Here is a 22671-nt window from a genome sequence, read left to right on the forward strand (position 1 = left end):
TTCGCCACTGTTAGTGGCAGGCTAGATATAGGACAGGTTTCTTGTACCCACCAGACGAAGGATTCAGCGTGCCTATCGCCACCATCAACCCGGCCACCGGGGAGACAGTCAAGACCTTCGACCCGGCCACCGACGACGACGTCGACGCAGCGATCGCCCGCGCGTACGAGCGCTTCCTCGACTACCGGCACTCCACCACCTTCGCGCAGCGCGCCGAATGGGCGAACGCCACCGCCGACCTGCTGGAGAAGGAGGCCGACGACGTCGCGGCGATGATGACCCAGGAGATGGGCAAGACGCTGTCCTCGGCCAAAGCCGAAACGTTGAAGTGCGCCAAGGGTTTTCGCTACTACGCCGACAACGCCGAAAGGTTGCTCGCCGACGAGCCGGCCGAAGCCTCGAAGGTCGGCGCGAAGCAGGCCTACGTCCGGTATCAACCGCTCGGCGTGGTGCTGGCCATCATGCCGTGGAACTTTCCGCTCTGGCAGGCCGTCCGGTTCGCCGCGCCGGCGTTGATGGCGGGAAACGTCGGGATCCTCAAGCACGCCTCGAACGTGCCGCAGTCCGCGCTGTATCTGGCCGACGTCATCTCCCGCGGCGGTTTCCCGGACGGCTGTTTCCAGACGTTGCTCGTCCCGTCGGGTGCGATCGAGCGCATCCTGCGCGATCCGCGCGTCGCGGCCGCCACCCTGACCGGCAGCGAACCGGCCGGGCAGTCCGTCGCCGCCATCTGTGGTGACGAGATCAAGCCGACCGTGCTCGAACTCGGGGGCAGCGACCCGTTCATCGTGATGCCGTCCGCGGAGCTGGACGAGGCCGTCACCACCGCGGTCAAGGCCCGGGTGCAGAACAATGGCCAATCCTGCATCGCCGCAAAGCGTTTCATCATTCACACCGACATCTACGACTCGTTCGTGGACAAGTTCGTCGAACAGATGCAGGCGCTCAAGGTCGGCGACCCCACCGATCCGGACACCGACGTGGGTCCGTTGGCCACCGAGTCCGGCCGCGACGAGATCGCCCAGCAGGTCGAGGACGCCGTCAAGGCAGGTGCGAAGGTCCGGTGCGGCGGAGAACGCCCCGACCGCCCGGGCTGGTTCTACCCGCCGACGGTCATCACCGACATCAGCAAGGACATGCCGCTGTACAAAGAGGAGGTGTTCGGCCCGGTGGCCTCGGTGTACCGCGCCGCCGACATCGACGAGGCGATCGAGATCGCCAACGCCACCAGCTTCGGCCTCGGGTCCAACGCGTGGACCAACGACGAAGCCGAGCAGCAGCGCTTCGTCGACGAGATCGAGGCCGGTCAGGTGTTCATCAACGGCATGACGGTGTCCTACCCCGAACTCGGCTTCGGCGGCATCAAGCGCTCCGGGTACGGCCGCGAGCTGGCCGGGCTGGGCATCCGCGAGTTCGTCAACGCCAAGACGGTGTGGGTGGGCTGAGGCCCTCGGCGCGAGCAGACGCAGAATCGCACGCGAACTCGCGTTTTTATGCGATTCTGCGTCTGCTCGCGGTAGGCGGTTCGCGGTACGCGGTTCGCGGTACGCGGTACGCGGTTCGCGGTACTAGGGGATCAGACCGCGGCCAGCGCGCGCTCGTCCTCGTCGGCGAAGTCGTCCTCGAGCTGCACGGGCGAGTAGTCCAGGTCGATCTCGCCGAGCGGGCGACCGCGGGCGCTGCTGATGGTGCCGAACCGGCGCATGCCCTTGTCGGTGGAGTAGGCCAGCATGTCCTCGGGCGACAGATCGAACGGCGGAGGGTCACCGTAGAGGGCGAAACCCTCCTCGGTGAGCCGCAGCGCCATCGGGATCAGCTCGTTCATCCGCGCTTCGAAAACGCTCCAGTTGCTGTCGTCGGCGGCCACGTGCCGACGGCAGGTGAACGTGCCCCACGCCATGTGGCGTCGTTCGTCGTCCCCGATGCGCCGCACCAACTCCTGCATGCCGGGCAGGATGCCGCGTTCGACGCAGATCTTGTTCCAGGCGTAGTAGCCGGTCAGCGCCAACATGCCTTCGACGATGTGGTTGTAGGTGACCGACGCCCGCACCTGGGCCGCCGGCGACGGGTCGTCGGTCAGCGCGTTCAGACACTCGGGCAGCACGTCGTAGAAGATCTGCCGGTAGGTGGGCAGTCCGTCCAGATACGGGTGCAGATCCTCGGTCATCCCGACCGCGTCGAGCCACATCCGGAACACCTGGACGTGCTTGGCTTCCTCGAACGCGAACTGGGTCAGGTACATCTCGTCGCCCAGCCGGCCCTCGGCGCGCATCGCCGCCATGAACGGCTGGATGTCCTCGGTCACCGCCTCCTCGCCCGCGATGAACTGGGCGCACAGCCGGGTGGCGTAGTCGCGCTCGTCGTCGGTCAACTTCTCCCAGTCGGCCCGGTCGCGGGAGAAGTCGATGTCGGCCGGATTCCAGAATTTCGCGTTGCCGCCGGCGAACAGCTTGAGCGGCAGGCTGTCCCAGTTGAGACCGCCCGCCACCATCGAGCCGGAGTGTGTGCGTGTCATGGAATCTCCTCTGATCGGGCTGGGGCTGGGACGGGCGAGAACGCCGCGGACAGCACCGCGACCAACCTGCGCACCGCCAGCGCCGGCTGTTCGGGCGATGGCTCGTCGAGACCGAGCACCGGGTCCAGGCCGTGGATGTAGGGGGCCAGCGCCAGGTGCGGGAAGATCATCAGCAGCAGTGACAACAGCGCGTCGGTGTCCGCGTCCGCACGCAGATCCCCCCGCCGGTGCGCCTCGGAGACCAGCGGACGCAGCACTTCCAAATAGTGGCGGTGCAGCACCTTCTGCACGCTGACGCGGGCGTCGGCGTCGACCTCCAGGGTCGCGGCGGCGTGCAACGAACGCTCCCGGGGGTGCTCGGCGTAATAGGCCACCCAGGCGTCGAGCAGGTCGGTAAGAAAGTCGAAGAACGGCCGACCCGGGTCGAGTTCGCGGATGACCAACTCGACATAGGCACGCACCCGCTGGCTGGCGACGTCGGCGATGAACGCGTAGAGGTCGCGCTTGTCGGCGAAGTACTGGAACAGACTGCCCTTGGCGACCCCGGCGCGACGGGCGATGACGTTCAGGCTGCCGTTGGAGAACCCGTGCGCGCCGAACTCGGCCTCGGCGGCCTCGATGACGGCCGCTCGACGAGCCGGGTCGACACGAGCCCAGGTAACGGTCGGCATGCATCCCCCTTGCTGATATGACCACTGGTCATTTTACTGTGAGCCAGTTCACAGTCAAGGGTACGGACGGTGTCAGGGGCGCATCTGGTACGCGCCGCTGAGCGGCAGGACGTGCTGGGTCCAGACCTGTTCATAGCGCGCCGGGTCGTGGGCCGGACGCCGGATCATCCGCAGCGCGAAGCGGGCCTGCTCGTCCGTCGTCGCCGCCTTGTCGTGCAATTCGACGGCATAGGCATTGAAGTCGCGTACCAGGATCCCGAAGATCTCGTCCAGCAACGCATCGTCCACACCCGAAACCGCGGTCTCCTCGAGGATCAGCTGCGCATACGGCACCAGCGCGAAGATCTGAACCACGCCGAACGCGAAGTCGATGTCTTTCTGCTGCCGAGCATCCGGAGTGGCCGAGGCCAGCATCTCGGACAGCACGTCGATCTGCTGCTGAAGCAGCGCGACGTTCGGCAAGTGGGCGTAGCTGGCAAATGACGCTCGCCAGTCGTGGAAGCGCACCTTACCCAGACCGCCGGTGGGTCCCTGGTTGAACAGGAACGTGTCATCGGCGGCGTCGTCACGCCTACCGATCAGCGGCAGCGCGGTGTCCGGGGCGAACAGGAAGTTGGGCATGAACTTGGCCAGCAGCCCGATGTTGATGTGGACGGTGCCCTCCAGCCGGGGCAGCAGCCCGATCTCGCGGGCCACGGTCTCGAAGAAGGTGTCCTTCTCCACACCCTTGGCCGCGATCACGTCCCACAGTGCGGTGATCACCCGCTCGCCCTCACCGGTGACCTTGGCCTTGACCAGCGGGCTGTACAGCAGATAGCGGCGGTCCTCGGCCGAGGCGCTGCGCATGTAGTCGCTGGCGCGGGTGGCGACAAGCCGCATCGCGACCAGCCGGACGTAGGAGTCGGTGAGCAGCCGTCGCACGTGGCTGAAGTCGGTGACGACGGTGCCGTACAGGTGCCGGTTGGCGGCGTGGGTGATGGATTCGTAGAAGGCGTGGGTGCACATGCCGATCGCGCCCCAGCCCAGGTTGTACTTGCAGACGTTGACGGTGTTCAGCGCCGCGTGGAACGCGCCCATGCCGCGGTGCAACAGGTCGGCTTCGGTGACCGGGTAGTCGCGCAGCGCGTAATTGGCGACGTAGTTCTGCGAGTTGACGACGTTCTTCTTCAGGTCGTACCGGTCGTGCTGGGAGTCGGCGGCGAAGAACACGTAATCCTTTGCATCATCCCCCGACGCCGTGTCGATCTTGCCGAACGTCGAGACCATCCGCGCGACGTTGGCGTTGCCGATGTAGTACTTCTCGCCGTTGGCGACCCAGCCGTGTTCGGCTTCGGTGAGGATCATGTCGGTCTGATAGACGTCGGCGCCGTGGGTCTGCTCGGACAGGCCGAACGCGAACACCTCACCCTGCTCCAGCTGCGCCGCGGCCTTGCGCTTGGCGTCCTCGTTGTCGCTCATCCAGATCGGGCCCAGACCCAGCGCCGTCACCTGGAACGGGTACCAGTAGCTCAACCCGTAGAAGCCGATGATCTCGGCGAACTCACTGATCCGGTAGGTGTCCCAACGGCAGTCGTCCGCGCCGTACTCGGACGGGGTCAGCAGAGAGGCGAAGATGCGCTCGCGGGCGATGTGGTCGAGAAACTCTGAGTACCAGGCACGTTCGTGGTCGTCGTGCTTGAGCTTCGCCTTGCCGCGGTTCTCGAAGAAGTCCACCGTGGCCTGCATGATCTCGCCCGAGCGGGCGTCCGGATACTTGCGTTGCAGGTTATTGGGGTTGAGCAGCATGAGCGCACCGTACTGCAAACGCCTCTGTCGGCGGACCGGCTTGGCGACCTAGCATCAGTGACGTGTCAGCACTCAATACCGCCCGCGGCGCCATCGACACCGGCGACCTCGGCGTCACGCTCATGCACGAGCACGTGTTCATCATGACCACCGAGATCGCGCTGAACTATCCCGAAGCCTGGGGCGACGAAGACCAGCGGGTGGCCGACGCCGTCACCCGGCTCAACGAACTCAAGTCCCGCGGCGTGGACACCATCGTCGACCTGACCGTGATCGGGCTGGGCCGCTACATCCCGCGCATCGCCCGCGTCGCCGCACAGACCGAGCTGAACATCGTCGTCGCGACCGGGTTCTACACCTATAACGACCTGCCGCTGCGCTTCCATTACACCGGCCCGGGCACGCTGCTGGACGGTCCGGACGTGCTGGTGGACATGTTCGTCCGCGACATCGAGCAGGGCATCGCCGACACCGGCATCAAGGCCGGAATCCTCAAGTGCGCCACCGACGAACCCGGCATCACCCCGGGGGTGGAGCGGGTACTGCGCGCGGTTGCCCAGGCGCACAAGCACACCGGGGTGCCGATCTCCACCCACACCCACGCCGGATTACGGCGCGGGCTGGAACAGCAACGCATCTTCGAAGAGGAAGGCGTGGACCTGAGCCGGGTGGTCATCGGGCACTCCGGGGACAGCACCGACGTCGGCTACCTCGAAGAGCTCATTTCCGCCGGCTCCTACCTGGGCATGGACCGATTCGGCATCGACGTCATCCTGCCGTTCGAGGAGCGCGTCGACATCGTCGCCAAGATGTGCGAGCGCGGGCACGCCGACAAGATGGTGCTCTCCCACGACGCCAACTGTTACTTCGACGCGCTGCCCGAGGACATGCTCGCCGTCGCCGCCCCGAACTGGCATTACCTGCACATCCACAACGACGTCATCCCGGCGCTGAAAGAGCGCGGCGTCACCGACGAGCAGCTGCGCACCATGCTCGTCGACAACCCGCGCAAGATCTTCGACCGGCAGGGCGCCTATCAGTGAGCGTCCCACCGATCGGAACCCAGCTCTCCGGGCTGGCCGCGCTCGCCCCCGATGCGCCCGCCGTCAGCTGCGGCGGGCGGACCATCACCCGCGCCGAACTCGACACGTTGACTAACCGGCTGGCCCGCGCCTATGCCGAACGCGGCGTCGGCGTCGGCGACTACGTCAGCATCGTGTTGCCCAACTCGATCGAGTGGGTACAAGCGACGGTGGCGTGCTGGAAGTTGGGTGCCGTCCCGCAGCCGCTGTCGCCGCGGATGCCGGACGCGGAGTTCGAAGGTCTGCTGGCGCTCAAGCCGCGGGCGCTGCTGATCGGCCGGGACGATCCCGGCGGCCGGATTCCAAGCGTGCCAACCGGTTTCATACCCGACGGATGCTCCGACGAGCCGTTGCCGGAAGCGGTGTCGCCGTGCTGGAAGTCGCTGGCCTCGGGCGGCAGCACCGGACGACCCAAGCTGATCGAGGCCGGCAGCGACAGCCGGATCCCGCCGGCGATCGGCCATCCGCTGGGCGTGCAGGAGGGCGACGTCAACCTGGTGCCGGTGCCACTCAGCCACAACACCGGGTTCAGCACCGCGACCATCGCGCTGCTGATGGGCCACCACCTGGTGCTGCTGCCGCGGTTCGATCCGCACGAGTTCCTGCGGCTCATCGCCGAGTACCGGGTCACGTTCGTCACCGCGGTGCCCACGATCATGCAGCGGGCGCTACCGGTCTACAACGCCGACCCGGAGGCCTACGACCTGTCCTCGATCCGGCGGTTCTGGCACGTCGGCGCCCCGTGCCCGCCGGCGGTCAAGGAAGCCTGGATCAAGCTGCTGGGACCCGAGGCGCTGTGGGAGCTCTACGGCGGCACCGAACTGCAGGCGCTGACGTTCATCAACGGCGAGCAGTGGCTGGCCCACCCGGGTTCGGTCGGGCAGGTGGTCACCGGGCAGATGAAGGTGCTCGACGACGACGGCAACCCGTGCCCGCCCGGGGTGGTCGGCGAGATCTACATGCGGCCGAACCCGGGCAGTGCCGCGACGTACCGCTACGTCGGCGTCCGGGCCAAGAGCCGCGACGGCTGGGATTCGTTGGGCGATCTGGGTTATTTCGACGCCGACGGCTTCCTGTACCTGTCCGATCGGCGGGTCGACATGTTCACCGTCGGCGGCCGCAACGTCTACCCGGCCGAGATCGAGAACGCGCTGTCCGCCCACCCGGATGTGTTGTCCTGCTTGGTCGTCGGCGTTCCCGACGAGGATCTAGGACAGGTGCCCTACGCGCTGGTGCACACGGTGCCCGGTTCGGGTCTGGACGAGGCGGGTGTGCAGTCGTTCGTCGGCGAACGGCTCGCCCATTACAAGGTGCCGCGCACCGTGGAGTTCGTCGACACGCCGTTGCGCGACGACGCGGGCAAGGCGCGTCGCACGGCGGTACGTGACGTCGTGGTCGCGCGGTTGCAGACTTAGACCATGTTTGCCCTGGAATACTCCGCGCTCAGCGACGTCGGTTGCGAACGAAGCAACAACCAGGACCGCTGGGGGGCCGATGCCGACCAGTTCCTGTTCATGGTGGCCGACGGCGTGGGCGGCAGCCGCGACGGTGCGCTGGCCGCCCAGACGATGGTCGACGTACTGCCCAACTACGTCTCCCACCACATTCCGCTGGATCAGCGCGACGAGCCGGATGCTCCGGAGCGGCTGGGGCGCGCTGTCTCCGAGCTCTCCGATCACCTGCACGCCAAGTCGCAGGCCGACGCGCGCTACCAGGGCGCCAACAGCACGCTGGTGACCGTGGTCATCGCGGGTCCGCGCGCACTGGTGGCCCACCTCGGCGACAGCCGCGCCTATCTGCGGCGCGACGGCCAGCTGCAACGGCTCACCCGCGACCACACCCTGGTCCAGGCGCTGGTTGACGCGCACCAGGTCGACGCCGCGGACACCGGGCGGCACAAGGCGCGCAGTGTGGTGACCAAGTACATGGGGATGAAGCCACCGGCGCGGGCGGATTCCAGCGCTCTGGAACTGCGGGCCGGGGACCGGATCCTGCTGTGCAGCGACGGTCTGCACGGCGTCGTCAAGGAGCCGGAGCTGGGCCGGATCCTGGACGACAACCTCGCTCCCGGTTACGCCTGCGCGGCGTTGATCGCCGCGGCCCGGGAAGGCGGCGGGCCGGACAACATCACCGCTTTGGTGATCAACGTGTCCCCCGCCGCTTAGGGGGACGCGAGAGTCCTCATATGTACGCGGAAAGCCGTGTTTCGGCGTACATATGAGCGCGCTCGGCGCCGGGTGTGGCTAGGTGTTCTTCACAGCTAGGGCGCGATCGCGTCCGCCTCGCGGTCTTGCGGCTCCCCCGGTTTCGCGCGTTTCTCCCACCGGCGCAACGCTGCCCGGCACGGCGACTCGACCAGCGCGTAGCTCACCGCCGCGATCGCGAAGCCGAACACCAGCGTCAGCGTCAGCACCGTCGGCATCCGCCCGTCGAACGCGAACGCGCCGATCACCGGGAACACCATGTCCAGCGCGGCCAGGTGCCAGATGAACAACCCGTACGACCAGCGGCCCAGCGTGACCATCAGCGTGCTGCCCAGCAGCCGGTGCGGGGTGTCGGGCCGGTCCAGGACCAGCGGCGCCACCAGCGCGAACGCCACCATCGCACCCATCGCTGTCTTCACCGAGAACTGCGACGCGGTGCTGGTCACCAGGCCCGCCGGGCCGGCCAGCGGGGAGGCAGCCACCAGGTAGGCGCCCACCGCGAGCACCGCCATCAGCACCCGCCGGCGGGCCAGCCGGTGCACCCGACCGATGGGGCTGTGCACCAACTCGGCCAGCACCATGCCCGCGGCGAACCAGGAGAAGAACGCCGGCGGCCAGTTCAGCGGATTGGCGCCCGGGCCCCGTCCGAGCGCGTCCAGCGGCAACCACCCCCAGGCCAAACTGAGCGCGCCTACCGCCGTGATCGCCGGCACCCGCGCGGCGACCGGAAGCCGGCGCGCCAACAACGCCAGAGCCGGCAGAGCCAGATAGAAGCCGACCTCGACCGACAGGCTCCACATCTGGGTGAGCCCGCCGGTCAGCGTCAGCGGCACGTAGATCTGGGTCAGCGTCAGGTTGGCCAGCCACACGGTGAGGTTGGCGTGATTGGAGTCCGGCAGCAGGGTCAGGATCACCACCACCGCCACCAGATAGGCCGGCATGATGCGGACCACCCGCGACCGCAGATAGTGACCGGTACGCGGGCGGGGTTTGAGGTTGCGCGCCGCCGCCGCGTGCCCGCGCCACAGCAGGAACCCCGACAACGCGAAGAACACCGCGACGGCCAGATCGAACCGCCCGAACAACCGGCCGTCCACCCCGCTGGAGTGCCCGGTCTGGAAGGCGACGTGCGTGACGACCACGCCCATCGCCGCGCAGGCGCGCATACCTTCGACGGCGGGCAGGAAACTGCGGGTGCCGCCGACCTGTTGGGCATCGGTCACGGTCACAGTCTGCCTTCGGTCCGGTTGTCCCTTAACCGCTGCTGTTAGGGTCAATCAAGTCTGCCGCACTGGTTGCGAATCCCTGGACCTATAGGAGGTCACTGCAACGTGAATCGAGCAGTCATGTTGCGTATCGCCGCTTGCGGCACCATCGGACTCGGAGCCGCGCTGCTGATTGCGGCGTTGCTGCTGTCGACCTACACCAGCAGCAGGATCGAGAAGATTCCGCTCAACATCGACGCGACGCTGATCAGTGAAGGCAACGGAACCGCGCTGGACGCGGCGTCGCTGTCCGGTGAGCGCGTCGTGGTCAACCAGAACGTGCCGCTGGTGTCCCAGCAGCAGGTCAGTGTCGAGCTGCCGGCCAACGCGCAGGTGGTCACCCTGCAGGTCGGGTCGTCGCTGCGGCGCAGCGACAAGCAGAAGGACAGCGGTTTGCTGCTGGCCATCGTCGACAACGTGACGTTGAACCGTAAGAGCGCCGTCGCGGTCGCCGACGATACGCATCCGGGCGGCTCGGTGCAGAAACCACGCGGTTTCGGCGACGAGAGCCCGCCGACACCGATCCCGCTGCGCCACGAGGGCCTGTCGTACCGATTCCCGTTCAACACCGAGCGCAAGACCTACCCGTACTTCGACCCGATCGCACAGAAGGCGTTCGACGCCAACTACGACGGCGAAGAGGACGTCAACGGTCTGACGACCTATCGCTTCACCCAGACCGTCGGGGTCAACTCCGAAGGCAAGCCGGTGGCTCCGGTCACCTACCCGTCGCTGTATGCCGGCGAAGAGGACCGCAAGATCACCACCAGCGCCGGCATGTGGGGTGTGCCCGGGGACCCGGCCGAGCAGATCACCATGACCCGCTACTACACCGCCAAGCGCGTCTTCTGGGTGGATCCGGTCACCGGCACGATCGTCAAGCAGAGCGACCAGGCCCACCATTACTACGCCCGCGACGGGCTCAAGCCCGAGGTGACGCTGGTCGACTACAAGGTGACCTCGACCCCGGAGACCGTCGAATCCCAGGTCAACTCGGCCCGTGACGAGCGCGACCGGCTGGCGTTGTGGTCACGGGTGCTGCCGATCACGCTCACCGCGACCGGGCTGATCGCGCTGATCGGCGGCGGGGTGCTGGCTTCGTTCAGCCTGCGCACCGAGAGCGCCCTGACCGATCCGGGCCTGGACCGCGACGACACCGACTTCCTGCGCCGGGTCGGCCTCGAGCCACCGGTGCCCGGAGCGGAAGCGGTGACGGAGAAGATTCCCGCTCAGCGGCCGGATCCGCCCGGTGAGCCGCCGCCGGATCCGCCCCAGCTGGATGCGGGTGCGTCGGCCCCGACCGAGCCGGGACCACCCGAGCCGCCACCGCCGGGCCCGACCGAACGGGGCTAATCGCCGTGCGGGCCGGCGGGGCCCGGCCGGCGTATGCGTTGCTGCTGGCGCTGTTGGTGGCCGCGCCGTTGCTGCGGCCCGGCTACCTGCTGCTGCGCGACGCGGTGTCCACGCCGCGGTCGTATCTGTCCGACGCCGCGCTGGGGCTGACCGCGGCCCCGCGCGCGACGCCGCAGGATTTCGCGCTGGCGCTGGCCTCTCGCGCTGTCGACGGCGGTGTGCTGGTGAAGGCGCTGCTGGTGTTGGGGCTGTGGCTGGCGGGCTGGGGAGCGGCGCGGCTGGTGGCCGTGGTGCTGCCCGAGGCGGGGCTGGCCGGCGGCTTCGCGGCCTGCACGCTGGCGGTGTGGAATCCCTATGTCGGCGAGCGGTTGCTGCAGGGTCATTGGAGTCTGCTTCTCGGCTATGGATGTCTGCCGTGGGTGGCCTCGGCAATGATGGAGCTGCGCTCGGACGCTGGGTGGCGGGGCATGTTCGGGTTGGCGTTCTGGATCGCGCTGGCCGGGTTGACCCCGACCGGGTTGCTGCTGGCCGCGGTTGTGGCGTTGGTGTGTGTGACGGTCCCGGGGCAGGGACGTCCGCGGTGGTGGTGCGGGGCAGCGGCCTTGGGCTGTGCGGTGCTGGTCGCGCTGCCGTGGCTGACGGCCGCGGTGCTGGGCCCGTCGTTGGATGGCACCGATACGGCCGGGGTCGACGTGTTCGCCCCGCGCGCCGAGCCGGCTCTGGGCACCCTGGGCAGCCTCGCCAGCCTGGGTGGCATCTGGAACGGCGAAGCGGTACCCGCTTCGCGGACAACGCTTTTCGCTGTGGTGTCGACGGCGGTGCTGCTGGGCGTGGTGGCGGCCGGGCTACCGGTGGTGGCGCGACGACCGGCGGTGATTCCGTTGTTGGTGTTGGCCGGGGCGGCGGTGCTGGTGCCGGCCTTGTTGGCCACCGGTCTGGGTCTGCATGTGTTGCGGTCGCTGATCGAGGCGGTGCCGCCCTCGGGGGTGTTGCGCGACGGCCAGAAGTGGGTGGCGCTGGCGATGCCGGGGTACGCGCTGGCCGGTGCGGGCGCGGTGGTGACGTTGCGGCGCTGGTTGCGGCCCGGCGTGGCGGCGCTGGTGTGCTGCCTGGCTCTGTTGCTGGCGTTACCCGACCTGGCGTGGGGGGTGTGGGCAAAGGTGACGCCGGTGCACTACCCGCGGGCTTGGGCGGCGGTGGCCGCACGGATCGACAGCGAGCGGGGGCCGGTTGCGGTGCTACCCGCCGGGACCATGCGGCGCTTCGCATGGTCGGGGCCGGCGCCGGTGCTTGACCCGCTGCCCCGCTGGGTTCGCTCCGAGGTGTTGACCACCGGCGATCTGGTGATCTCCGGGGTGACGGTGCCTGGGGAGGGCGCGCACGCGCGGCGGGTGCAGGAGTTGCTGCTGTCCGGGCCGGAACCGTCGGCCCTGACATCGGCCGGGGTGGCGTGGCTGGTCGTGGAATCCGGCACCCCCGGCGACATGGGGTTTGCTGATCGCACCCTGGCGCAGCTGACACCGGTGTTCCAGGACCGGGACCTGACGCTGTATCGGATCGGCGGGAGCAGCGCACCTTTGCCTGCTGCCCGCCGCGGTGCCGTCGTGACCGCGCATCTGGCCTGGCTGGCGATGTTGCTGGTGGGTGGGGCGGGCGCGCTGTGGACGCGGCGGCGGGTGGCTACGACAGCGCCTCGATGAGTTCACCCACGGTGTGGCTGGCTTCCAGCGGGTGACGCAACCGCCCCTTGGGATTGAGCGTGTACACGTTGCGACGGCCGGCCTTGGATTTGACCAGGTAACCCTCATCCGTCAGGTCCGCCAGGATCGTCTGGACGGACCGCTCGGTGATGCCGATGCGCAGTGACAATTCCCGCGCGGTCAGGGACTGACCGGCCGAGACACACAGCAGCACATGGCCGTGGTTGGTCAAAAATGTCCAACCACGGTCGGAGCCACCGGGTTTGCTCGGCACGCCCACCATTTTACTCGCGGTGAGTTTTCGCGTAAATGACTTCGTTAATTCATACAACCGAAACATCGTGCGTTTTCACGGGTCGCGACTCTTGCCAGACTCATACGAAAAGGTATTGATGAAGAAAATTTCGTTCAATAGCCTTCGTTCAGGGCGCCGAAGCCCGCTGACCACTCCCCGGAACACCGACGCTGAAAGCGACCTTCCGATGACCATCGACACCGACCGCGAGCGTCCGTTCTCGTCGCCACGGACGCTGCTCGGCTATTGCGCGTCCCTGGCCTTCATCGCGGGTTTCGTCAACGCCGTAGCCATCTCGATCCTTGCTTTCCCGGTCGGCAACCTGACCGGGGTGACGACTCAGTTGGGTATGAACACCGCCAACCCGTGGCTCTACGAAGGCCACCTGCTGGTAGCGATCCTGATCGGCTTCTGGCTCGGTGCCATCGCGGCCGGAGCCGCACTCGGCACCGCGCAGCACCCGCGGGCGCCGCACCACGCGACCGTGCTGACCATGGAGGCAATACTGCTGATCATGGCCGCCTTCGGGGTCGAAGAGACCCCGCTGAAGGCGGGTATCGACGCACTGGGTGTCGAACAACCCGTCATACAGGCGCTGTTCGCCGCCGCAGCGCTCGGCATGCAGAACGGGTTGACGTCCAGCTTCCGCGGGATGGCCATCCGCACCACCCACTTCACCGGCACCGTCACCGACCTCGGCCTGATGCTCGGACGCATCCGCCGGCACGGTGTGGAGAAGTGGAAGGCGGCGGTCCTGACCGCGACGCTGGTGCTCTTCCTGGTGGGTGGCGCCGCCGGGATCCTGATCGGAGCGCGGGTCGGCGGTTACGCATTGCTCGTGCCCGCGGCGTTCTGCGTCGTCATCGCGACGTCGTATTCGCTGCACACGCGGCGGGTCCGGGCCGCCTTCCCGGTGCGACGAATCGCCGAAATGGCCACGGCCAGTGCGTGAATCCCAGGCCGACGGGCGCTAGGTCCTAGACCAGACCACTGACCCGTCCGCCGGCCTGCACGGCCTCCAGCACCGTGCGCATCGCGTCGGCACTTTGCCGCCAGGAGAATTCCACACTGCGCGCCTGTGCCTTGGCGCCCAGTTGGTCGCGCAGCACCGGATCGCGAAGCAACTCTTCCAACCGATCGAGCAGCCCGGCCCGGTCGTCGACCAGCATGCCGGTGACCCCGTCGATGATCGAATCGGACAGACCTCCGGAGGATCGGTACCCGATCGTGGGGACACTGTGCTGTCCCGCCTCGACCACTGCCAGGCCCCACCCCTCTTTGCGCGACGGCAGCACATGCACCCAGGCACGTTGCAGCAGAAGGTGTTTGGTGATGTCGTCGACGTGGCCGTGGAAAGTCACCGCATCGGAGATGCCGAGCCGGTGTACGTGGTCGACGAGCCGCCGGCGCCACCATCCGTCGCCGACGACGTCGAGGTGCAGATCCGGGATCCGGGCCCGCAATCCCGCCACCGACTCCAGCGCGTCCTCGATCTGCTTGTGCGGCACCAGCCGGGACAACACCACCACGCGCGGCGCGGCCGCACGCGGGGACGACAACGTCTGCGCAGGTGCCTCGTCGAGGCCGTTGCGTACCACCGCGATTCGCTCGCTGTCGACGCCGAGTGCGACCAAATCCCGCACCGACGGCAGCGACACCGTCACGTACTGATTGCGCCGGTGCAGCCGCGGTGACAGCGTCGACTCGACGAACCAGCCGACCCGGGACAGCACCGGTCCGGCCACCGGCCACTGCTCGCGGTGACAGTGGTGCACCAGCACCACGACCCGCCGTCCATAGAGGAGTCGCGCCAGGAACGGCAGGCCGTTCTGGGTGTCGACGACCACGTCGGGACGGACGTGGCGCAGCGGTCCCAGACCGAGTCGGGCCAGGGCCATCGCCAGCATCGCCCAGACGTAGACGGTGTAACGGCCCCCGGCGCGGTCGATGTGCACGCCGTCGACGACTTCGGTGCGGGGGGCGCCGGGGTAGCGCGCGGTGCGCAGCGTGACGCGAATGCCGCCGGCGGCCAGCTGCGCGCCGACGCGCTGCAGATAGGTCTCGCTGCCACCGCCCTGGGGGTGCCCGGTATCGCGCCAGCACAACAGCAGTACGGCGCGCAGCTCAGACATCGCCCACCAGCCTAGGTGGCGATCGCGAGCGCGGCGGAGCCGGGCGATCGCGAGCACGGCGGAGCCGGGCGCTGCGGCGCACCAATTCCGCGAATCGCTCGGCTAACACGTCAACAGCTCCTAGGGTTGAGCGCAGAAGGAGAAGTTGCTGTGGACGGAACACCCTTTGGCCGTTACCGCCTGATCGAGTTGCTGGGCCGCGGCGGCATGGGCGAGGTCTGGCGGGCGTTCGACACCGTCACCGAGCGCGTGGTCGCCCTGAAAGTGCTGCCCGCGCAGCTCGCCGACGACGAGACCTACCAACAACGGTTCCGGCGCGAAGCCCGATCGGCGGCCGGGCTCGACGAACCCCATGTGGTCCCGATCTACGACTTCGGCGAGATCGACGGACGGCTGTTCGTCACGATGCGCCTGATCGTGGGCCGCGACCTGCAGAGCATCCTGGCCGACGGGCCGTTGGATCCCGCCCGCGCCGTCCACATCATCGACCAGGTGGCCTCGGCGCTGCACGCCGCGCACCGCATCAACCTGGTGCACCGCGACGTCAAGCCGTCCAACATCCTGGTCGCCGAGGACGACTTCGCCTACCTGATCGACTTCGGTATCGCCCGTACTTCCGGGGAGACCTCGCTCACCAGCACCGGAAGCGTCATGGGCACCTGGGCATACCTCGCGCCGGAACGCATGACCAGGGACAACACCGACCACCGCGTCGACATCTACGCACTGACCTGCGTGATGCATGAATGCCTGACCGGCAGCCAACCCTTTCCCGGCGACAGCCTCGAACAGCAACTCGGTGGGCATCTGACCCAGCCGCCGCCCCGGCCGTCCGCGCTGCGCGCCGGCGTCCCCGCCCAACTCGACCAGGTCGTCGCCAAAGGCATGGCCAAGAACCCCGACGACCGCTACAACACCACCAAAGAACTGACCACCGCGGCGCGCAGCGCCATCACCAGCCCGATACCCAAGCCCCCACCGTCGCCGAGCCAGCCTCAGCCCCAGACCCAGGCCCCCACTATGCAGGCACCGGTGCCGTCCGGCCCCATCCACCAGCCTCCCCGCCCGGCCTATCCGCCACCACCGCACCAGCAACCGCCACCGAACCCGTACGCGAGCGGTCCCACACAGATGGCCGGGGCCGCGCCGTTCGCGGGCCCGCCGCCGATGAGCGGTGGTTTCGGGGGTCCCCCGCCGCCCCGGCGGGGAAACACCAACGTATGGCTGTGGGCGGGAGTGGCGGCCGCGGTCGTCCTGGTGATCGCCATCGTCGGCGTCCTCGCCTTTTCAGGCGGCTCCGACGAGGATTTCACCACGGCCAGCTCCAGTGAGACCACCACGAGCGAAACGGTCAAACCCGTCTCCGCGTCGGCATTGAACGGGTTGCTGCTCACCGTGGCCGAGGTCAACCGGACGATGGCGACCAGCGGGATGAGCTCGTCCGGGGGCCCCCACCCGATCACCAACAACCCGTACCAGGTGTCGCCGGCCGAATGTCGCGTCGTGGACACGGTGGAAGCCGACACCTACGCGGGCAGCGGCATGACCGACTCGGTCGAGGAACAGGTCACCGAAAATCCGGCCTATCACTGGCTCGACCAGGCCGTCGCGCGGTTCCCGACCGCGCAGGCTGCTTCAGCCTTCGTGACCGAAGCCCGGCCCAAATGGGCCGCCTGCGTGAACCGGACCTATACCGTCACCAAGCCGTCCGGCGAGGCCAAAGAATGGTCGGCAGGGCCGGTCAGCGTCACCAACGGCACCTTGCACAGCGTCGTGACCGGCGGCAGCTGGCGCTGCCAGCAAGCGTTGCGGGCGGCCAACAACGTCGTCGTCAACGTGCAGGCGTGCCACACCAATCTGACCGACGAGGGGATTGTCATCGCCGAGGCGATCGCGGCCAAGGTGTCCAAGTAGTCGGTGACCGTAGGGTTTCCGGCGTGGAAGTCACCGACATCTTCGCGCGACGGGCCACCTTGGGCCGGTCGGTACGACTGCTCTCGGAGTTCCGCTACGAACAGCCGGACCCGGCGCGGTTCTACGGCGCTTTGGCCGCCGACACCGCGGCGATGGTCGCCGACCTGTGGTTGTCCCGACAAGGCCGCGGCCTGACCGGCGTCACCCTGCTCGACGTCGGCGGCGGACCCGGATACTTCGCGGCCGCGTTCACCGATGCCGGCGCGCGGTATGTCGGCGTGGAACCGGACCCGGCCGAAATGCATGCTGCCGGACCGGCTTGGGGACGCGCTTGCGGTGCGTTCGTCCGCGCCTCCGGCATGGCCCTGCCGTTCGCCGACGACTCGGTGGACATCTGCCTGTCGTCCAACGTCGCCGAACATGTGCCGCGGCCCTGGCAGCTCGGCAACGAGATGCTGCGGGTGACCAGACCCGGCGGGCTGGTGGTGCTGTCCTACACGGTCTGGCTCGGACCGTTCGGCGGGCACGAGATGGGTCTGACCCATTACCTCGGCGGAACGCGCGCGGCCGCCCGATACGCGCGCAAACACGGGCATCGCGCCAAGAACGACTACGGGTCGTCGTTGTTTGCGGTGTCGGCCGCCGACGGCCTGGACTGGGCCGCCGGCACGGGGGCTCTGATCACGACTTTCCCGCGCTACCACCCGAGATGGGCGTGGTGGCTGACGTCGGTGCCGGTGCTGCGGGAGTTCCTGGTGAGCAATCTCGTGCTGGTCCTGTCACCGCGATAATGGAACATGTTCTAATTCCGCGCCGGCTTGGGTAGGGTGGCGGCTGTGACTAACGCTACAACCGCTACAACCGAGTACGACAAGCTCTTCATCGGCGGCAAATGGACCGAGCCGGCCACCGACGAGGTCATCGAGGTGCACTGCCCGGCCACCGGCGACTACGTCGGCAAGGTGCCACTGGCGACGGCGGCCGACGTGGATGCCGCGGTCGCCGCGGCCCGGGCGGCCTTCGACAGCGGCCCCTGGCCCACCACCCCGCCCCAGGAGCGCGCCGCCGTCATCGCCAAGGCGCTGCAGCTACTCGAAGAGCGCAAGGAGCACTTCGCCAAGCTGCTCGCCGACGAGACCGGCCAGCCGCCGATGACCATCGAGACCATGCACTGGCTGGGGACGATGGGAGCGTTGAACTTCTTCGCCGGACCGGCGGTCGAGCAGGTCAAGTGGCGTGAGGTCCGCACCGGCTCCTACGGTCAGACCATCGTGCATCGCGAGCCGATCGGCGTGGTCGCGGCCATCGTGGCGTGGAACGTGCCGCTGTTCCTGGCGGTCAACAAGCTGGGCCCGGCGTTGCTGGCCGGCTGCACGGTGGTGCTCAAGCCGGCGGCCGAAACGCCTTTGACCGCAAACGCTTTGGCGGAGGTGTTCGCAGACGCCGGTTTGCCCGAGGGGGTGCTGTCGGTGGTGCCGGGCGGCGTGGAGACCGGCCAGGCGCTGACCGCCAATCCCGACGTCGACCTGTTCACCTTCACCGGCAGTTCGGCGGTCGGCAAGGAGATCGGCAAGCGCGCAGCCGAACTGCTAAAGCCGTGCACATTGGAACTGGGCGGCAAGTCGGCGGCCATCGTCCTCGAAGACGTCGACCTGGCGTCCGCGGTCCCGATGATGGTGTTCTCCGGGATCATGAACACCGGGCAGGCCTGCGTGGGCCAGACCCGCATCCTGGCGCCGCGCTCCCGGTACGACGAGATCGTCGATGCGGTAAGCACTTTCGTGCAGGCATTGCCGGTGGGGCCGCCGTCGGACCCGACCGCTCAGATCGGGTCGCTGATCTCGGAGAAGCAGCGCGAACGCGTCGAGGGCTACATCGCCAAGGGCGTCGAGGAAGGCGCCCGGGTGGTCTGCGGCGGCGGCCGTCCCGAGGGCCTCGATAACGGATTCTTCGTGCAGCCAACGGTTTTCGCCGACGTCGACAACAAGATGACCATCGCTCAGGAAGAGATCTTCGGGCCGGTGCTGAGCATCATCCCGTATGACACCGAGGAGGACGCGGTCAAGATCGCCAACGACTCGGTGTACGGGCTGGCCGGCAGCGTGTGGACGTCCGACGTGCCCAAGGGGATCGAGATCTCGGAGAAGATCCGAACCGGGACCTACGCCATCAACTGGTACGCCTTCGACCCGTGCTGTCCGTTCGGCGGTTATAAGAACTCCGGCATCGGGCGGGAGAACGGGCCCGAGGGTGTCGAGCACTTCACGCAGCAGAAGAGCGTGCTGATGCCGATGGGCTACACGGTCGAGTAGCTTCGCGCCGCCCGAAAGGCGACCACCAGTTCCACCGGCCGAGTAGGTGCATCAAGGCCGGCAGCAGCACCATCCGCACCACAGTGGTGTCCACCAGGATCGCCAAGGTGAGTCCCACCCCGAACATCCGCAGCACGCTGGTGCCGATCTGCGCGGCGAACGGAACCGCCATCAAGATCGCGGCTGCGGTGACCACTTTGCCGCTGCGCGCCAGCCCGAGCGCCACGCTCTCGTCGCTGTCCGCCTGGGTGCGCCCAGATGCCAACCAGTACTCGCGGATCCGGGAAACCAGGAACACCTCGTAGTCCATCGACAACGCGAACATGATGCACAACAACGGCAGGGGCACCACGCTGGGCAGCGCTCCGATCGAGGTCGTCCCCAGCCCACCCAGATGCCCATCCTGAAACACCCAGACCAACGCACCTACGGTGGCGGTCAGGGACAACACGTTGAGCGCCAACGCTTTCAGGGGAACGACGACACTTCCGGTGAGCAGGAACAGCAGGACCAGCATCGCTACCACCGTGATCCCCAGCACCCACGGCAGCGGTTTCGTCATCGCGTCGATGTTGTCGCGGTTGATCTGTGGGAGCCCACCGAAGACCGCAGACCGCCCGTTTGGTGGTGCGACGTCGTGCAGCCGGTCCAGTTGCCTGTCCGACTCTGCGGACAGCAGTTCGGCGCTGCTGGCGACGGTCAGGAACGCGGCCCCGTCCCTCATCGCACTGGCCCCCGACGCCGGCCCGCTGCGGAGCCCGTCGACGTAGCTGCCGCCCGGCGCCGACACACTCGTCACGCCAGGTACCCGAGACAATGCGGCGCCGTAGCGATCCAGGTCCTGCGGCGACAACCCGGTGGCGTCCGGAATGACGACGGTGACACCGTCGAATCCCTCGCGCGGGTACTCGTTTCGGAGTTGATCGCCCACTTGGCGGGCCGACGCGGACGTCGGCAGTATCCGGTCGTCGGCGACCCCGAGTTTCAGGCCGGTGACGGGCAGCGCCAATAACACCAACACTGCCGTGGCACCGATGCTCAACGGGATCGCATGGCGGATAACGAATTTCGTCGATCGGTACAGCAATTGTTCTTCGGCCGGCCGGTGCGCCGGATGTGGGCGACGCAGCAGCCTGGAGACAAACCGGCGCACATCCAGTGAGTTCAACCGGTTTCCCAGCAACACGATGACCGCGGGTGTCACCGTCAGCGCGGCCAGGGCGGCGAAACCCACCGTCGCAACCCCGGCGTAGGCAAGCGATTTGAACGCACTCATCGGAAAGAGCACCATCGACGCCGTCGCCAAGGTGACCGTGGCGGCCGAGAACAGCACCGTTCGGCCGGCGGTCACCATCGTGGTGACGACGGCGTCGTCGCGTGTGGCCCCGTCGGCGATTTCGTCGCGGTAACGGCTCACGATCAGCAGGGTGTAGTCGACCGCCAACGCGAAACCCAGGCCGGCACTGATATTCAGCGCGAATGTCGACACCTCGGTGGCAAGCGAGATCAGCCGCAGCGCGGCGAGCGTACCGGTGACCGCGATCATCGCGACGGCGATCGGCAACGCGGCGGCGAGCAGACCGCCGAATACCCACACCAGCAGAAGGAAACTCAACGGAATGGCGACCGACTCCATCACCACCAGATCCTTGGCGGCCGTGTCGGTGACTTGCGAGGCAAGCATGGACACCCCGCCGGCGCGCACCGTCACCCCGTTGCGGTCGTGTGCGAACTCCTCGGCCAACTCGCTCGCGTAGCGGGGCGCGTGATTCTCGTCGCCGGTGATGTTGGCGACGATCAGTCCCGACGTGTAGTCGTCGCTGATCAGGCCCGCCGCCTGGCCGGTCGGCACGGTCCATGCCGAAGTCACGCTTGCCACATGGGGCGACCGGGCCAGGCCGGCGACTATGTCCAGACCGACCGCACGGGCCGGGCCGGTGATCCAGCCGGTCTGTGCCGTCACGGTGATCAGCAGTTGCTGCTGGCTCTGACCGAATTTCTGCGCCATGATGCCGTCCGCCCGGGCCGACTGCGACTCCGGATCGTAGACGCCGCCCGCTGACAGACTCTGGGTCACCGGGATGGCGAGCACGCCCAGTCCCGTCGTGAGCAGCGCGGCCACGAAAACGATCCAGCGTGGCGCCGCGATCGCCGACCGGGCGATGCCTCGCAGCACCGTCAGCCGACTACCACTGCACCGGGAGTTCGGTAAGCCCGCCGGTCAGCGCGTCGGGCGACAACTTCAGCTCCGATACGTCCACGGCCAGGCGCAACGTCGGAAACCGCGACACCAACTGACTGAACACCGTCTGCAATTCGACACGCGCCAGCGGCGCGCCGAGGCAGTACCTGATTCCGAAGCCGAGCGCGAGATGGCTTGCGCCCGAACGGGATAGATCGATGCGGCCGGGGTCTTCAAAGGTTCTGGGATCGAGGTTGGCGGCGCCGAGATCGAGCAGCACGAGTTCCCCCGCCTTGATCTGGACGCCGTCGGTTTCGAAGTCGGTGCGCGCGTACCGTGGCACCGGAAAGCCGCGGGTGCGTGCGACCCGCATGGTTTCCTCGATCGCGGTCGGCACCAGTGCGGGATTGTCGACCAGTGCCTGCCATTGGGCGGGGTCGGCCAGCAACAGCATTGCGGTGAGCCCGATTTGGACCACGGTGGTCTCGTGCCCGGCGAACAGCAGAGCCATCGACATCCCGGCCACTTCCAGATCGGATACCCCGTCCACGGCGGCGAGCCGGGAGATCACGTCGTCGGTCGGGTGCTCGCGTTTGGCGGTCACCAACTGCTGACCGTAGGTGAAGAGCTGGAATACACCCTGTTCGGAGCGTGCCCGGTCGACGGTGTTGGCGACGTCGTCCACCCAGCCCTGGAACTTGTCGCGGTCCTCGTACGGCACGCCGAGCAATTCGCAGATCACCAGGATCGGCAGCGGCACCGCCAGCATCGCGTGCAGGTCGGCCGGGGATCCGTGTTGTTCGAGTTCGTCGAGCAGTTGCGTTGTCAGGGCCTCGATCCGCGGGGCGAGCGCGCGCATGTGCCGCGGGGCGAAATGGGGTTGCAGCAGTTCGCGCATGCGTGCGGTATCGGCCTTCTCGGTGTCGAAATTGCCTACTGGCCCGCCGAATAACAACGACTCGCCCAGCCGCGGTGCGGTTTCCGGCTCGGGATGGCCCCGTCCCAGGCGCTCGTCGGCCAGCAGGCGCCGTACGTCGGCGTCACGGGTGACCAGCCACGCCGAATCACCTAACGCGGTACGCACCCGATGGATCGGACCTCGGGCCTGCAGCTCGCGCAGTTCCGGGGCGATCTGAAACGGCCCGTCCTGCTCGAACGGCAATTGGGCTTCGAAACTTGTTTTCACGTCGGCCTCTGTGGCCATAGCGACCTCCTCCCGCGTCTAACTCAAACGTGCGGCGGACCAATTCGCAAGCCCTAC

Annotated in this window: 18 protein-coding genes; 10 read left to right on the plus strand and 8 right to left on the minus strand. The window is 67.7% G+C overall.

Annotation, left to right across the window (positions count from 1 at the left end):
• The first annotated feature begins 68 nt into the window (after nt 1-68).
• Nucleotides 69-1445, plus strand: a complete 1377-nt coding sequence (locus AC5Y46_RS18750; protein ID WP_499944002.1) for an NADP-dependent succinic semialdehyde dehydrogenase — start codon at nt 69-71, stop codon at nt 1443-1445.
• A 131-nt stretch (nt 1446-1576) separates the two neighbouring features.
• On the opposite strand, the gene AC5Y46_RS18755 is transcribed toward AC5Y46_RS18750, so the two are convergent.
• From AC5Y46_RS18755 to AC5Y46_RS18765, 3 genes are all read right to left on the minus strand, one after another.
• Nucleotides 1577-2515 (minus strand): R2-like ligand-binding oxidase, encoded by a 939-nt coding sequence (locus AC5Y46_RS18755; protein WP_499992471.1) that lies wholly within the window; start codon nt 2513-2515, stop codon nt 1577-1579.
• Nucleotides 2512-3186, minus strand: coding sequence for a TetR/AcrR family transcriptional regulator (locus AC5Y46_RS18760; RefSeq protein ID WP_499992472.1), 675 nt, complete (start codon nt 3184-3186; stop codon nt 2512-2514). The genes AC5Y46_RS18755 and AC5Y46_RS18760 overlap by 4 nt, the downstream gene beginning before the upstream one ends.
• 72 nt (nt 3187-3258) lie before the next feature.
• Nucleotides 3259-4971 (minus strand): acyl-CoA dehydrogenase family protein, encoded by a 1713-nt coding sequence (locus tag AC5Y46_RS18765; protein WP_499992473.1) that lies wholly within the window; start codon nt 4969-4971, stop codon nt 3259-3261.
• 62 nt (nt 4972-5033) lie between these two features.
• Between AC5Y46_RS18765 and AC5Y46_RS18770 the strand changes: the two genes are divergently transcribed.
• The 3 genes from AC5Y46_RS18770 to AC5Y46_RS18780 are packed head-to-tail and all read left to right on the plus strand — an operon-like array spanning nt 5034 to nt 8218.
• Entirely contained in the window at nt 5034-6014 is a 981-nt protein-coding gene (locus AC5Y46_RS18770; RefSeq protein ID WP_499944006.1) for a phosphotriesterase family protein, read from the plus strand.
• Nucleotides 6011-7468, plus strand: a complete 1458-nt coding sequence (locus AC5Y46_RS18775) for an AMP-binding protein (protein ID WP_499992474.1) — start codon at nt 6011-6013, stop codon at nt 7466-7468. The genes AC5Y46_RS18770 and AC5Y46_RS18775 overlap by 4 nt, the downstream gene beginning before the upstream one ends.
• Before the next feature lie 3 nt (nt 7469-7471).
• Nucleotides 7472-8218, plus strand: coding sequence for a PP2C family protein-serine/threonine phosphatase (locus AC5Y46_RS18780; RefSeq protein WP_499992475.1), 747 nt, complete (start codon nt 7472-7474; stop codon nt 8216-8218).
• Nucleotides 8219-8313: 95 nt separating this feature from the next.
• Here the strand turns inward: AC5Y46_RS18780 and AC5Y46_RS18785 are convergent, their stop codons facing one another.
• A complete protein-coding gene (locus AC5Y46_RS18785; protein WP_499992476.1) occupies nt 8314-9486 on the minus strand; it encodes an acyltransferase family protein in 1173 nt (390 codons plus the stop codon).
• A 102-nt stretch (nt 9487-9588) separates the two neighbouring features.
• Between AC5Y46_RS18785 and pgfA the strand changes: the two genes are divergently transcribed.
• Both pgfA and AC5Y46_RS18795 read left to right on the plus strand, forming a co-directional pair.
• Nucleotides 9589-10875 carry a cell envelope lipid trafficking protein PgfA gene (gene pgfA / locus AC5Y46_RS18790; protein WP_499944010.1) on the plus strand — a complete coding sequence of 429 codons (1287 nt, stop codon included), beginning with the start codon at nt 9589-9591 and terminating at the stop codon, nt 10873-10875.
• 5 nt (nt 10876-10880) lie between these two features.
• A complete protein-coding gene (locus tag AC5Y46_RS18795) occupies nt 10881-12575 on the plus strand; it encodes an MmpA family trehalose lipid delivery protein (protein ID WP_499992477.1) in 1695 nt (564 codons plus the stop codon).
• On the opposite strand, the gene AC5Y46_RS18800 is transcribed toward AC5Y46_RS18795, so the two are convergent.
• Entirely contained in the window at nt 12556-12849 is a 294-nt protein-coding gene (locus AC5Y46_RS18800) for a helix-turn-helix transcriptional regulator (RefSeq protein ID WP_499944012.1), read from the minus strand. The genes AC5Y46_RS18795 and AC5Y46_RS18800 overlap by 20 nt on opposite strands.
• 208 nt (nt 12850-13057) lie before the next feature.
• Here AC5Y46_RS18800 and AC5Y46_RS18805 point away from each other — a divergent pair, with 208 nt between their 5' ends.
• Nucleotides 13058-13822, plus strand: coding sequence for a YoaK family protein (locus AC5Y46_RS18805; RefSeq protein WP_499944013.1), 765 nt, complete (start codon nt 13058-13060; stop codon nt 13820-13822).
• Between the two features lie 25 nt (nt 13823-13847).
• On the opposite strand, the gene AC5Y46_RS18810 is transcribed toward AC5Y46_RS18805, so the two are convergent.
• Complete coding sequence (locus AC5Y46_RS18810) at nt 13848-15002, minus strand: glycosyltransferase family 4 protein (protein WP_499992478.1); 1155 nt, start codon at nt 15000-15002, stop codon at nt 13848-13850.
• A 150-nt stretch (nt 15003-15152) separates the two neighbouring features.
• Between AC5Y46_RS18810 and AC5Y46_RS18815 the strand changes: the two genes are divergently transcribed.
• Genes AC5Y46_RS18815 through AC5Y46_RS18825 form a run of 3 tightly spaced genes read left to right on the plus strand, consistent with a single transcriptional unit; the run spans nt 15153 to nt 19228 of the window.
• On the plus strand, nt 15153-16916 hold the full coding sequence (locus AC5Y46_RS18815) for a serine/threonine-protein kinase PknH/PknJ (RefSeq protein WP_499992479.1): 1764 nt from the start codon (nt 15153-15155) through the stop codon (nt 16914-16916).
• A gap of 23 nt (nt 16917-16939) precedes the next feature.
• The gene (locus AC5Y46_RS18820; RefSeq protein ID WP_499992480.1) at nt 16940-17707 is read left to right on the plus strand and encodes a class I SAM-dependent methyltransferase; all 768 of its coding nucleotides are present in this window, start codon (nt 16940-16942) and stop codon (nt 17705-17707) included.
• Nucleotides 17708-17752: 45 nt separating this feature from the next.
• On the plus strand, nt 17753-19228 hold the full coding sequence (locus AC5Y46_RS18825; protein ID WP_499944017.1) for an aldehyde dehydrogenase: 1476 nt from the start codon (nt 17753-17755) through the stop codon (nt 19226-19228).
• Here the strand turns inward: AC5Y46_RS18825 and AC5Y46_RS18830 are convergent.
• Entirely contained in the window at nt 19179-21404 is a 2226-nt protein-coding gene (locus tag AC5Y46_RS18830; RefSeq protein ID WP_499992481.1) for an MMPL family transporter, read from the minus strand. The two genes, AC5Y46_RS18825 and AC5Y46_RS18830, sit on opposite strands and share 50 nt — an antisense overlap.
• Before the next feature lie 10 nt (nt 21405-21414).
• Nucleotides 21415-22614 carry a cytochrome P450 gene (locus AC5Y46_RS18835; RefSeq protein WP_499992482.1) on the minus strand — a complete coding sequence of 400 codons (1200 nt, stop codon included), beginning with the start codon at nt 22612-22614 and terminating at the stop codon, nt 21415-21417.
• Nucleotides 22615-22671: the final 57 nt, after the last annotated feature.

Source organism: Mycobacterium sp. NGS59 (assembly GCF_059812345.1).

Coding starts and splice junctions, on each gene's coding strand:
- AC5Y46_RS18755 (WP_499992471.1), bottom strand. CDS start 2,515: ATGACACGCACACACTCCGGCTCGATGGTGGCGGGCGGTCTCAACTGG.
- AC5Y46_RS18760 (WP_499992472.1), bottom strand. CDS start 3,186: ATGCCGACCGTTACCTGGGCTCGTGTCGACCCGGCTCGTCGAGCGGCC.
- AC5Y46_RS18765 (WP_499992473.1), bottom strand. CDS start 4,971: ATGCTGCTCAACCCCAATAACCTGCAACGCAAGTATCCGGACGCCCGC.
- AC5Y46_RS18780 (WP_499992475.1), top strand. CDS start 7,472: ATGTTTGCCCTGGAATACTCCGCGCTCAGCGACGTCGGTTGCGAACGA.
- AC5Y46_RS18805 (WP_499944013.1), top strand. CDS start 13,058: ATGACCATCGACACCGACCGCGAGCGTCCGTTCTCGTCGCCACGGACG.
- AC5Y46_RS18810 (WP_499992478.1), bottom strand. CDS start 15,002: ATGTCTGAGCTGCGCGCCGTACTGCTGTTGTGCTGGCGCGATACCGGG.
- AC5Y46_RS18835 (WP_499992482.1), bottom strand. CDS start 22,614: ATGGCCACAGAGGCCGACGTGAAAACAAGTTTCGAAGCCCAATTGCCG.